Origin of the sequence: Pseudonocardia sp. 73-21 (assembly GCF_001899645.1) — a bacterium.
In the GTDB taxonomy this organism is placed as follows: domain Bacteria; phylum Actinomycetota; class Actinomycetes; order Mycobacteriales; family Pseudonocardiaceae; genus Pseudonocardia.
In genome coordinates, this window is record NZ_MKVV01000006.1 from 1,150 (window position 1) to 12,496 (window position 11,347).

Below are 11,347 nucleotides of genomic sequence, written 5' to 3' on the forward strand. Positions count from 1 at the left end.
AGCTCGCCGTCGACCAGGGGCCCCGGGTGCCCGTCACCCGGAACCCGACGTCTCCGACGACTCCGACGACTCCGACGACTCCGACAAGACAACTCCGCGGCACCGGGTGCGACCAGGGAACGGCGGCCCTCCGGCCCTGCCCCGCGCGCTCAGTAGAAGGGGGCCACCCGGGCGTCGGCGAGCCGCTCGTCGACGCGGTGGCTGAGCCGGTCGTGCACCCCGACCACCCCCTCCAGACCCGTCACGGCCTGCACGGCCGCCACCGTGTCGGCCCGGGTGTCCAGCTCCCCGGTCAGGGTGACGACACCCTCGGCCACCGAGACCGCGACCCGGGCCGGGTCCACCAGCAGCGTCCGGCCGAGCACCTCCTCCACGACCTCGTCGCGGATCGCCGCGTCGTCGCGCAGGAACACCGTCAGCAGGTCCGACCGGCTGACCACCCCGACGATGCGGTCCCCGTCGTCGAGGACCGGCATCCAGCTCAGCCGGTGCTCCCGCATCGTGCGCGCGGCCGCCGCCACCGTGACGTCCGCGCGCACGCTGTGGACCGGCGTGGTCATCAGCGCCGCCGCCGTCGCCGCTCCGGCCTTCCCGACCGGCCCGGGGTACCGGATGTGCCGCGGCCGCCACCGGTGCCCACTCTCCTGGGGCGCTCCCCGCTCGGCGGTGACGAGCAGGTCGGCCTCCGACACCACCCCCAGCAGCCGCCCGTCGCCGTCCTGGACCGGGACGGCCCGGACCGCGGCCGTGTAGAGCAGCGCGGCGACCTCGGCGAACGACGCGTCCGGCCCGACCGCGACGGCCGGGGTGCTCATCACGTCCGCGACGGTCGAGCGCCGCACCCCGCTCACGCCGTCCCCGCAGCGGCGAGGGGCCCAGCCTGCCCGGCAACGGCCCGCTCGGCAGCGGTCTCCCGCTCCCGCGGTGGCCGGACGATCGTCACCGGACACGGCGCGTGCAGCGCGCAGTGCAGGCCGACCGACCCGAGCACGGCGCTGCGCAGGGCCCCGCGCCCGCGGTGGCCGAGCACCAGGACGTCCGCGCCGTCCGCGGCGTCGAGGAGGACCTCGGCGGCCCCTCCGGCGCGCGCCTCGACCGTGACCTCCACCCGACGCGCTGCCACGGGTCGCGCCGCGGCGACCTCGTCGACCGTCGCCTGGACGGCGGCACGGACCCCCTCGACGATCTCCGCCACCGGCGGCGGGGCCGTCAGGCCGTAGGCCGTCGCCCAGTACTCGGGCAGCTGTGCGGCCGCCACGACCCGCAGCCGCGCGCCGCGCCGCGCCGCGTCGTCGAACGCGTACTCCAGTGCGACGCGCGACCCGGGCGAACCGTCCGCCCCGACCACGACCGTCCCGATGCCCTCGGCGTCCATCCGTCCTCCTCAGTGCCGGTACCCGCCCGGGACGAACCGTCCCGGCCGTGCCCACGCTCGTCCGGCCCGCGGCCGGGCACCACGGTCCTGCTCCTGCGGTCCGTGGTCCCGCGTGGCCGTCATGCCGGGGTGCGCGGCCCGGGGGCCACCACCACCGGACACGGCGCGAACTCGACGAGCCCGCGGGTGGTCGAGCCCAGCCGTACGCCGGCGGCCGGGACGTGGCCGCGCCGCGCCACCACCACCATGCGCGCGGTGCCGGCCAGGTCCAGCAGAGCCCGCAGAGCGGTGTCCGCCACGATCCGTCGCTCGACCGGCAGGCCGGGCACGACGCGTTGGAGCTGCTCCTCGAGGCCGAGGTCGGCCCGGCCGCCGGCGGTGTCGGAGCGGGCGTGCACGACGACCAGCCCGGCGCCGAGCCCGGCTGCGAGCTCCCCGGCCAGATGCAGCGCCGGATCCGAGTCGGGGGTGCCGCCCACGCCCACCAGCACCGGCCCGCGGCGCGGCGGCGGCATCCCCTCGTCGGTCCCGCGCACCACCGCGACCGGGCATCCGGCCCGCGCCGCCAGACCCGGTGCCGTCGACCCGACCAGCATCCCGACGGGTGCGTCGCGCCCGAAGCTCCCCACCACGACCATCGCGGCCCGGTGCGAGCGGGTGAGCAGCACGTCGAACGGGGTGCCGCACGCCACCTCGGCCGTGACCCAGGCGGCGCCGGCCCGCTCGGCGGCGTCGGCGATCTCCCGCAGCCAGCCGGGCACCGAAGCGCTCCGGCTCGGCGTGAGGTGCAGCAGAAGCAGCCCACAACCCCGGGCGGCGGCCAGGTCCGCCGCCCAGAACGCGGCGTCGCGCGCCGAGTCCGACGGGTCGACCCCTACGACGACCGGGGGGCCGTCACCGGTCACGTCGGGCATCCGTCGGGGGCCGGGACCGGGGCACCGCTGCGCGGTGCACCCGGCCCCGGTTCGCGCCACTCGTCCGCTCCCCAGCTACGAGTGGAGGTCTGTGCGTCCGGTCGCGGCCGCGCGGGTCCGGCACGATCATCGCCACTCCTGGTCGGTCGTCCGGTGGTCCGGCCGGCTGCTCACCCGAAAGCCAGCCTGTCCCGTCAGCATCCGGATGCTCACCGGTCCCGGCCAGGCCCGGTCGGCACCCGGGCGTGGGCCGATGGTCCCGATCCCGCGGGACCGACGGCACCGGCGCGCCGGGGGCGGCACCCGGGTCCGCTGCAGGACCTCGGGATCGTCGTCGCCGTAGAGCGAGGCGATCGCCCGCAGGGCGTCGGCGTTGTCCCACTCCATGATCGCGCCCTTCGTCGGGGTGTCGGTCACCCGATCGTCGACGCCTCGCCGGTGGCCGCCCAGGGTCTTCCGACCCGGCCCCCTCTGCTCAGGGCACGAGTACCGCCGCGCCGGTCACGCGGTCCGCGGCCAGGTCCGCCAGCGCCCGGTCGGCCTCGCCCAGCGGCCGGGCAGACACCACAGGCCGCACCCGCAGCGCGGCCGCCAGCCGGAGGAACTCCTCCCCGTCGGCGCGGGTGTTGGCGGTGACGCTGCGCAGCTGCTTCTCCCGGAACAGCTCGGCGGCGTAGTCGAGCCGCGGCACGTCGGAAAGGTGGATGCCGGCCACCGCGAGGGTGCCGCCCTGGTCCAGCGCCCTCATCGCCACCGGCACGAGCTCCCCCGCCGGGGCGAAGAGCACCGCGGAGTCCAGCGGCTCGGGCGGTGCCGCGTCCGCGGGCCCGGCCGAGGCCGCCCCCAGCTCCAGGGCCAGCGCGCGGGCCCGTTCCGAGCGGGTCAGCACGTGGACCACCGCACCCTGCGCGATCGCCACCTGCGCGACGACGTGTGCCGACGCCCCGAACCCGTAGATCCCCAACCGGCCGCCCGGGGGCAGCTCCGCGCGCTTCAACGCGCGGTAGCCCACGATGCCCGCGCACAGCAGCGGGGCGACCGTCACGTCGTCCAGGCCGTCGGGAAGGCGGTAGGCGTAGGCCTCCGGGGCGACGACCAGCTCGGCGTAGCCGCCGTCGGCGTCCCAGCCGGTGAACGTCGCGGACAAGCACAGGTTCTCGCGGCCCGACCGGCACCACCGGCAGCGACCGCACGTACCCCGCAGCCAGGCCACCCCGATCCGGTCGCCGGGAGCGAACCGGTCGGTGCCCTCGCCGAGCTCGTCGACGACGCCGACGACCTCGTGGCCGGGCACCGTCCGCGGCCGGCGCGGCACGAGGTCGCCCTCGGCCAGATGCAGGTCGGTGCGGCAGACCCCGCAGGCGTCGACGCGGATCCGGACCTCACCGGGACCCGGGCGCGGGTCCGGCAGCTCCACCGCCAGCAACGGACCCCCACCGGCCGGCCCCGGACGCTCCACCACCCACGCACGCATGCCGCCCACCCTGCGCCGGGCACCCGGCGGCCGCCAGTGCCCATCGGCCCCGTCGCGCGGCCGGCCCGTCGGGACCGCCGACCCCGCCGGTTCCGGCCGGAGGACCCTGTCCGCGGACGGCCGGGGTCGCCACCCTGATCGGCACCAGACCCGCGACACCGGCGCCGCCACGGCGCCCGGGAGGGAGCACCATGAGCGGTCCCGTGCGACCGGTATTCGGCGCCGACGTGCTCGTCCCCGCGGAGGCGCGATCATGACCACCCCGGTGCGGGACGACGGTGCGCTGCCCGCGATCCCCGACCCGCCCAAGCTCCTCCGGCTCGGCGCCATGATCAGACAGACGCTGGAGGAGATCCACGCCATGCCGCTCGACGACCGCGGGCGCCGACGTCTCGTGGAGGCCCACCAGCGCGCCGTGGCCGAGCTGGAGCGGACCCTGCCGCCGGACCTGCGCAGCGAGTTCGACGACCTGGCGCCGCCGCTGCGGACCGGGGCCACCGTCTCCGACGCCGACCTGCGCATCGCCCAGGCCCAGCTCGTCGGCTGGCTGGAGGGGGTGTTCGAGGGCGTCCAGTTCGCCGTGGCCGTGCACAACGCCAAGGTCGAACACTCCCGGACGGAGGCGGACCGTGCCCGTCACCGGTGAGCCCACGGCCGCCCGGCCGGTCGGCCGCTGGCCCCGGCGGTCGCGGCGGACCCTGGTGCTGCAGGACCCCGGGCAGGTCGAGGGACCCCGGCCCGGTCCGGAGGGAGCGGTCGTGCTGGTGGACCGCCCGGAGCCGCGTCGCTCCGGGCGCCCGCGGGTGGTCGCGGCGGTCCGCGACCTGCCCGCCGAGCTCGCGGTGCTCGACGAGGCCACGGATCTGGCCCGCGGCGTCGGCGCGGAGGTCGTGATCGCCCACGCCGTCCCCCTCTCGTTCGGCGAGCACAGCGTGGGACTCGCCGAGGCCGTGCACCACGGCCGGGAGGTGCTCCAGGCCGCCCGGCAGCGGGTGGCCGACCAGGCGCCGGACGTTCCCGTGAGCACGACCCTGGCCCGCCGGTGGGCCCACGAGCTCCTCGGCGAGGACCTCGACGCGGACCTGGTCGTCCTCGGCGGGTGGCGCGCGGACCGCCGGGGCGGGCTCGGGCTCGTCGCCCACAGCGCCGTGCACCACGCGCCCTGCCCGGTCCTGCTCGTCCCGCGCGACTGACTCCCGGAGGGCCACCATGCACCGCACCGCCACCAGGGCCATGGCCCTCGCCGTCCTCGTCCTCCTCGCCCTGACGCTCGCCGCGTGCGCGGCGGGCCCGGACACCGCCGCCGTCGGGCCCGGGCCGGGCGTCGCGGGCTTCTGGCTCGGCCTGTGGCACGGGGTGATCCTGCCGATCACGTTCATCGTGTCGCTGTTCGACCACGGCGTGGGCATCTACGAGATCCACAACGACGGCGGCTGGTACGACTTCGGCTTCGTCCTCGGTGCGCTGATCGTCTTCTCGGGGCCCCTGTCCTCGCGACGCGCGGTCCGCGGCCGCTCGCGGACCGGCAGCAGCTGACCGTGGTCGGCGTCGGGGTCGGACTGCGCCCGGCCCTGGCGGCACTGCGCAGGCACGACGTCCCCGCCCTGCGCGCCGACGCGATGGCCGGGCTCACCGTCGCCGCCTACCTCGTGCCCCAGGTGCTCGCCTACGCGGTCGTCGCCGGGATGCCGCCCGTCGCGGGGTTGTGGGCGGCGGTCGCCGCGCTGGCGGCCTACGCGCTGCTGGGGTCGTCGCGGCAGCTCTCGGTGGGGCCCGAGTCCACCAGCGCGATCATGACCGCGATCGTCGTCGCCCCGGTCGCCGCCGGCGATCCGCGCCGCTACACCGCGCTCGCCGCGATGCTCGCCGTGCTCGTGGGCGTCATCTGCCTGGCCGCGCGGGTCGCCCGGCTGGGCTTCCTGGCCGACCTGCTCTCCCGCCCGGTGCTGGTCGGCTACCTGGCGGGCATCGCCCTGGTCATGATCGTCGGGCAGCTGGAGCGGGTGACCGGGGTGCCGGTCGACGGCGACACCGTCCCGGCCCAGGTCGCATCGTTCGTCGCGGGCCTCGGGCGGTTCCACCCGCCCACCGTGGCGATGGCCGCCGCCGTGCTGCTGTTCCTGCTCGTCGCGCACCGTCTGCGGCCCGGGCTCCCCGCACCGCTCGTGGCCGTGGTCCTCGCGGCCCTCGCCGCCCTCGTGCTGCCCGCGGGGCTCGGCCTGCACCTGGTCGGCGCCGTACCGCAGGGACTGCCGCTCCCACAGCTGCCCCTCGTCTCCGGCGCCGACGTCACGGCCCTGCTGCTCCCGGCGGTCGGCGTGGCCGTCGTCGCCTTCTCCGACACCGTGCTGACCGGACGCGCGTTCGCCGCCCGGCACCGCCACCCGCTCGACGCGGACCAGGAACTGCTCGCGCTCGGCGCCGCGAACCTCGCCGCCGGGGCGCTGCAGGGTTTCCCGATCAGCAGCAGCGCCAGCCGCACCGTCATCGCCGACGCGGCGGGCGCCCGCAGCCAGCTGTCGTCGGTGCTGACGCTCGTCACCGTGGTCGCCGTCCTGCTGGTGGGCGGGCCGGTGCTGGCCACCTTCCCGACGGCCGCCCTCGGCGGACTGGTCGTCTACGCGGCCCTGCGCCTGGTGGACGCCGGGGAGTTCCGGCGCTTCGCCCGGTTCCGCCGCTCGGAGTTCCTCCTCGCCGCGACCGCGGTGATGGCGGTGCTCGTCCTGGGCCTGCTCTACGGCGTGCTCGTGGCCGTCGGGCTCTCGGTGTTCGACCTGCTGCGCCGGGTCTCCCGCCCCCACGACGGCGTGCTCGGCTTCGTGCCCGGGGTCGCCGGGATGCACGACGTCGACGACCACCCCGACGCCGCGACCGTGCCCGGCCTGGTCGTGTACCGCTATGACGCACCCCTGTGCTTCGCCAACGCCGAGGACTTCCGCCGCCGCGCGCTGCGCGCCCTCGACGAGGCCGCACCCGCACCCCGGCGGCTGCTGCTCAACATGGAGGCGGTGCTCGAGATCGACATCACCGCGGTGGACGCACTGCTCGCGCTGTGCGATGAGCTGGACCACCGCGGTGTGCGGCTCGCGATGGCCCACGTCAAGCACGAGCTGCACGAGGACCTGCGCCGCAGCGGGGTGGCCGCGCGGATCGGCGAGCAGTTCATCCAACCCACCCTCCCGACCGCGGTCGAGGCCTTCCGCCGCGACGACCACCCCACCACTCCGAAGGAGCCCTCGCCGTGACCCGCATGATCGAACCCCCCGAGGTACGCCCCCCGGATCCCCGGCGTCGCCTGCTCGTGGCGGTGCTCGGCCTGGTCGCCGTGCTCGGGGCCGCGCTGGTCGCGCTCGCCCTGCTGCAGCCCGGCCCGGCGGGCCCCGCCGCCCCACCGTCCGCCATCCCACCGCCCACCGCCGCTGCGACCACCGCCGCTGCGACCACCACGGGCCCCGCGACCTCGGCACCGCCGACGCAGGCGACGCCGAGCGGCCCGGTGGTCCCGGTGAGCGCCGCCACCGCCGTCTGGCCCCCGTCCGGCGGCCCGGTCCGCTACGCGGACCCCAGCGCGGCCGCCCGCGGGTTCGCCGTCGGCCTCGGCCGGTTCACCGCCCCGGTCCTGGGCCCCTACCGGGCCGGGGACAGCCGCTCCGGGGAGATCGAGGTCCGGGCCCGGGCCGGCTCCCCCGTCACCACGGTGCTGGTGCGCGAGCTCGAGGACGACACGTGGTGGGTGCTCGGCTCCGCCGCGGACGGCGTCCGCCTCGACACCCCCGCCGCGGGGGACGTCCTGGCCTCCCCCGTGGTGCTCCGCGGCGAGGCGGTGGCGTTCGAGGGCCACGTCGCCGTGCGGATCGTCGCCGACGGGGTGACCGCACCGCTCGCCACCGGCGCCGTCACGGGCGGCGGGGACGTGCCGCGGCCGTTCACCGGGACCTTCCCGATCACCGCCCCGGCGGGCGGGTCCGGCGCCGTCGTCCTCACCACGGCGAACGCCCGCGACGGCGGGACGGAGGGCGTCACGGCCGTCAGCGTCCGGTTCGCGGGGTGAGGGAAAGGTCCGGACGACCTGGTCGGCGGCGGTCGGACGTCCCTGGTCCCGGCCGGCTGCCCGGCGCACGCTCGGCACCACCGCCCGAGGAGGAGCCGTGACCGAACCCAGGATCGAGTCCCCCGTCGACCCGCCCCCGCACCCACCCGCACCGGTACGGCGCCTGCGCCGCAGCCGGCGCGACCGGATGGTCGGCGGGGTGTGCGGCGGTATCGCCCGCTACCTCGACGTCGACCCCGTGCTGCTGCGCATCGCCGCGGTGGCGCTGGCGCTGTCGGGTGGCTTCGGGGTGCTCGTGTACCTGCTGGCCTGGATCGTCATCCCCGACGCCGACGGGCCCGAGCCGGACCGCCCGCCCTCCCCGGCCAGCCGCCACACCGTCGCGATCGCCGTCGGGGCCGCCCTCGTCGGCCTCGGGGGCCTGCTGATCCTGCGCGAGTGGCTGCCCGGCTTCGGTGCCGGCATGTTCTGGCCGCTCGTCGTCGTCGCGGCGGGTGCCCTCGTGCTGATCTCGGCCCGGCGGTGACGGGGATGTCCACGCCGGTGACCGGGACCCGCCCGGCCCCGCCCGCACACCGTCCGTCGGCGCTGCACTGGGACCGGATGGTGCTCGGGCTCCTCGTGGCCGCCCTCGGGGTCGGGTGGCTGCTCGACGGGCTCGGCGTCGCCGTCCCGTGGCGTCTCGCCCCGGCCGCGGCCGTGGCCGTCGTCGGGCTGGCCCTGCTGCTGAGCCTGGCCGGCGGGCGGGGACGCGGCGGTCTGGTGTCGCTGGGCATCGTGCTGCTGCTGGTCGCCGTCGCCGTGGGCGTCGGGGCGGACCGGTTCGCCGGCCCGGTCGGCGACCGCACCATCACGCCCTCGGCCGCCGGCTGGCCCGCGCCCACGCGGCTGTCCGCGGGCACCGTGACCGTCGACCTGACCCGGGACGCGTTCCCCGCCACGGGGCGGCTCGACGTCGAGGTCGGCGCCGGGCGCGTGGTGGTGCTGCTGCCCGCCGACCGGGCGGTGCGCGTCCACGGCACCGTCGTGATGGGCACGGTCGTCGTCGACGGCGTGGCGGCCCAGCAGGGCGTGGACCTGGACTGGACGAGCCCCGACCCCGCACCGGTGGACCTCGTGGTCGCCGTCGGGGCCGGTGACGTGGAGGTGACCCATGAGCGCGCCTGAGCACCCTGAGCACATGGCCCCGGTCCTCGGGGCCGGGCTGGGCTTCCTGCTCGCCGGCGGTTCGCTGCTGCTGCAGGAGCTGGGACTGCTGACGCTGCGCTGGTCGACGGTGCTGCCGGCCATCCTCATCGCGGTCGGTGTCGTCACCGTGCTGGCCGGGGTGGTGGGAGCGGCGGGCTCCCGTGACCGGCACTCCCCCGACGCGGCACCGTGACCGGGGGCGGCCCCGCCCGCCCGCGCCGCCTCGCGGTGGCGCGCGGTCCCGCGCCCGGCGACGTCCCGGGCGCGCACCGCCGGGCGGCCCGCCGGCTCACCGTCGTCGTCGGGGAGCCCGCGCTCGCGCTCGACGTCGTCGCGCTGGCCCACGCCGCAGGGGCCGGAGCGGTGCACCTGATGCACGGCGTCGGCGCCACGGCGCAGGCCCCGGACGGCCCCTCGTTCATGATCGTCATCGTGGCCGACCCGGAGTCGGCCGACGACCTCGTCCGACAGCTCACCCCGCTGCTCGGCGACGGGCTGCTCGTCACCGACGACGTCGTCGAGACCGTGTCCGGTGCCGCAGGGCCCGGGTGACGGCGGGGTTCGGGCGACGGCGGGGCTCAGCCGGTGGGCACCGGCCGCCCGCCGTCCAGGTACGGCTCGCGGGTGCTGCCCGCCACGACCTCGTAGGACACCGAGCCGGGGCAGGTCACCAGGGCGAGCACGTGGCGCAGCCGCTCGGCGTACCGGACGGCGCCGCGTACGTCGTCCCACTCGTAGAGGCCCCGGTAGACCCCGGTCGCGGGGTCGATGAGCCACAGCTTGGTCCGGAACCCGGGGAAGCCCGCGAACAGGGGCGTGTTGACCAGGCAGGCGCGCCGGAACACGGCGTGGGCCCACCGGGCGTCGCCGATCCAGCGCAGCCGGAAGCGCACCACGAGCACGGCGCCGCCGGGCGGCCGCGGGTGTGTGGCGGCCGTCTCCCGGAACACGACCGAGGTCGTGCCGTCGGCCACCGCGAGCCGGGTGCCGACGCGATCGCGGGGCATGACCAGGCCGCGGCGCGCCAGCAGGCGGGCCGTCACGACCGCGGAGCCGACCACGGCGGCGACGACGGCGCCCCGACCGGTGGGGCTCTCGGTGAGGGTCATGACCGTCCTCCGTCGGGTGGACGGACAGTCTCGCGGCCGCCGCGGACCGCCGACCACGGGCGCAGGACCCGGGTGGCCTGGGGCGTTGTCCTCTGGGGAACCGGTCCCCGCCGCGCGACGCTCGTCGCGTGCCGACCGACGAGGACCGGGGCCACACCGCGCGCCTGCCCCACCTGGACAACCTGCGGACGCTTCTCGTCGCGTGGGTGATCGGCGGGCACGCGCTGCTGGGCTACTCCGCGGTCGGCGGGTGGGCCTACGACGAGGTCCACGAGGTGACCTACACGCCGGCCGACGAGCTGGGGCTCGTCGCCGTCCTGGGCCCGACCGGGCTGTTCGTGATCGGGGTGTTCTTCTTCATCGCGGGCCTGGTGACCGAGCAGGCCGTCACCCACCACGGTCCCCGCCGCTACGTGCACGACCGCGTGCTTCGCCTGGGCCTGCCCTGGCTGGTCTCGGCGCTGCTGGTGTGGCCGTTGTCGGTGTGGCTCGCCTACACCGCGGCCGGGCGGGACGTCTCCCTCTGGTGGGTGCTGACCCACCGCGAGCCGCTGCTGGACTCCGGCTCGCTCTGGTTCGCTCTCGTGCTGCTGCTGTACTCGGTCGCAATCGCCTTCCGGCCGCTCCCCCGCACCGGACGGGCCCTGACCGGCGTCCACGTCGCGATCGCCGTCCTCGCCGTGGCCGGGTCGTCGTTCGTCGTCCGGCTGTGGTTCCCCGCCCGCAGCGGACAGATCGCCGACCTGCACCTGTGGCAGTGGCCCCAGTGCCTCGGGCTGTTCCTGCTCGGTGTGGTCGCGGCCCGGCACGGCTGGGCCCGGCACGTCCCCGACCGGGTACGCAGCTGGAGCGGGCGGGCGACGGTGGCGGCACTGGTGGTACTGCCGGTGGCGGCGCTCGCCGCCGGCGTGCGCGACGTGGCCACCGACGTGGGTCCGTTCCTCGGCGGGTGGCACTGGCAGGCCCTCGCCACCGCGACGGTCGAGGGGGTGCTGGTGGTCGCCGGCTCGGTCTGGTTCGTCGGCGTCGCCGAACACCGGCTGGCCGGGACCGGGCGACGGGCCACCGGGTGGGCCCGCGGCGCCTTCACCGCGTTCGTGATCCAGGGGCCCGTGCTGATGGCGCTGGCGAGTGCCGCCCGGCTGCTGCCCGCGCCCGCGGAGGTCAAGGCCCCGCTGGTGGCGGTGGCCTCGCTCGCGGTGTGCTTCTGGATCGGCGGGCACCTCCCGCTCCGAT

At 77.1% G+C, this 11,347-nt stretch carries 16 protein-coding genes; 10 read left to right on the forward strand and 6 right to left on the reverse strand.

Annotated features, from left to right (window positions below):
- Positions 1-149: 149 nt before the first annotated feature.
- The 5 genes from BGP03_RS00825 to BGP03_RS00845 form a co-directional block, all read right to left on the reverse strand.
- Positions 150-815 (reverse strand): CBS domain-containing protein, encoded by a 666-nt coding sequence (locus BGP03_RS00825; RefSeq protein ID WP_296374306.1) that lies wholly within the window; start codon positions 813-815, stop codon positions 150-152.
- 32 nt (positions 816-847) lie between these two features.
- Positions 848-1,375, reverse strand: coding sequence for a universal stress protein (locus BGP03_RS00830; protein ID WP_298799585.1), 528 nt, complete (start codon positions 1,373-1,375; stop codon positions 848-850).
- 119 nt (positions 1,376-1,494) lie between these two features.
- Positions 1,495-2,280, reverse strand: a complete 786-nt coding sequence (locus BGP03_RS00835) for a universal stress protein (protein ID WP_298799586.1) — start codon at positions 2,278-2,280, stop codon at positions 1,495-1,497.
- 135 nt (positions 2,281-2,415) lie between these two features.
- Entirely contained in the window at positions 2,416-2,706 is a 291-nt protein-coding gene (locus BGP03_RS00840) for a hypothetical protein (protein WP_298799587.1), read from the reverse strand.
- A gap of 58 nt (positions 2,707-2,764) precedes the next feature.
- On the reverse strand, positions 2,765-3,763 hold the full coding sequence (locus BGP03_RS00845) for a zinc-dependent alcohol dehydrogenase family protein (RefSeq protein ID WP_298799588.1): 999 nt from the start codon (positions 3,761-3,763) through the stop codon (positions 2,765-2,767).
- A gap of 253 nt (positions 3,764-4,016) precedes the next feature.
- On the opposite strand from BGP03_RS00845, the gene BGP03_RS00850 reads away from it, so the two are divergent.
- The 9 genes from BGP03_RS00850 (at position 4,017) to BGP03_RS00890 (ending at position 9,554) form a co-directional block, all read left to right on the forward strand.
- The gene (locus BGP03_RS00850; RefSeq protein WP_296374232.1) at positions 4,017-4,409 is read left to right on the forward strand and encodes a proteasome activator; all 393 of its coding nucleotides are present in this window, start codon (positions 4,017-4,019) and stop codon (positions 4,407-4,409) included.
- A complete protein-coding gene (locus BGP03_RS00855) occupies positions 4,393-4,956 on the forward strand; it encodes a universal stress protein (RefSeq protein ID WP_296374234.1) in 564 nt (187 codons plus the stop codon). Before BGP03_RS00850 ends, BGP03_RS00855 begins: the two co-directional genes overlap by 17 nt.
- Positions 4,957-4,972: 16 nt before the next feature.
- A complete protein-coding gene (locus BGP03_RS00860; protein ID WP_296374236.1) occupies positions 4,973-5,299 on the forward strand; it encodes a hypothetical protein in 327 nt (108 codons plus the stop codon).
- Between the two features lie 2 nt (positions 5,300-5,301).
- Positions 5,302-7,008 carry a sulfate permease gene (sulP, locus tag BGP03_RS00865; protein WP_298799589.1) on the forward strand — a complete coding sequence of 569 codons (1,707 nt, stop codon included), beginning with the start codon at positions 5,302-5,304 and terminating at the stop codon, positions 7,006-7,008.
- Between the two features lie 5 nt (positions 7,009-7,013).
- Positions 7,014-7,814 carry a Gmad2 immunoglobulin-like domain-containing protein gene (locus tag BGP03_RS00870; RefSeq protein WP_296374308.1) on the forward strand — a complete coding sequence of 267 codons (801 nt, stop codon included), beginning with the start codon at positions 7,014-7,016 and terminating at the stop codon, positions 7,812-7,814.
- Between the two features lie 97 nt (positions 7,815-7,911).
- Complete coding sequence (locus tag BGP03_RS00875; RefSeq protein WP_296374239.1) at positions 7,912-8,340, forward strand: PspC domain-containing protein; 429 nt, start codon at positions 7,912-7,914, stop codon at positions 8,338-8,340.
- 5 nt (positions 8,341-8,345) lie between these two features.
- Positions 8,346-8,981: a LiaF domain-containing protein gene (locus tag BGP03_RS00880; RefSeq protein ID WP_298799590.1), complete on the forward strand. Its 636-nt coding sequence runs from the start codon at positions 8,346-8,348 to the stop codon at positions 8,979-8,981.
- Between the two features lie 13 nt (positions 8,982-8,994).
- Complete coding sequence (locus BGP03_RS00885) at positions 8,995-9,195, forward strand: hypothetical protein (protein WP_298799591.1); 201 nt, start codon at positions 8,995-8,997, stop codon at positions 9,193-9,195.
- Entirely contained in the window at positions 9,192-9,554 is a 363-nt protein-coding gene (locus BGP03_RS00890; protein ID WP_298799592.1) for a hypothetical protein, read from the forward strand. The genes BGP03_RS00885 and BGP03_RS00890 overlap by 4 nt, the downstream gene beginning before the upstream one ends.
- Before the next feature lie 26 nt (positions 9,555-9,580).
- On the opposite strand, the gene BGP03_RS00895 is transcribed toward BGP03_RS00890, so the two are convergent.
- Positions 9,581-10,111 carry a hypothetical protein gene (locus BGP03_RS00895; protein ID WP_296374248.1) on the reverse strand — a complete coding sequence of 177 codons (531 nt, stop codon included), beginning with the start codon at positions 10,109-10,111 and terminating at the stop codon, positions 9,581-9,583.
- Positions 10,112-10,239: 128 nt separating this feature from the next.
- On the opposite strand from BGP03_RS00895, the gene BGP03_RS00900 reads away from it, so the two are divergent.
- On the forward strand, positions 10,240-11,347 hold a 1,108-nt coding region (locus BGP03_RS00900; protein WP_299735056.1), incomplete at its 3' end, for an acyltransferase.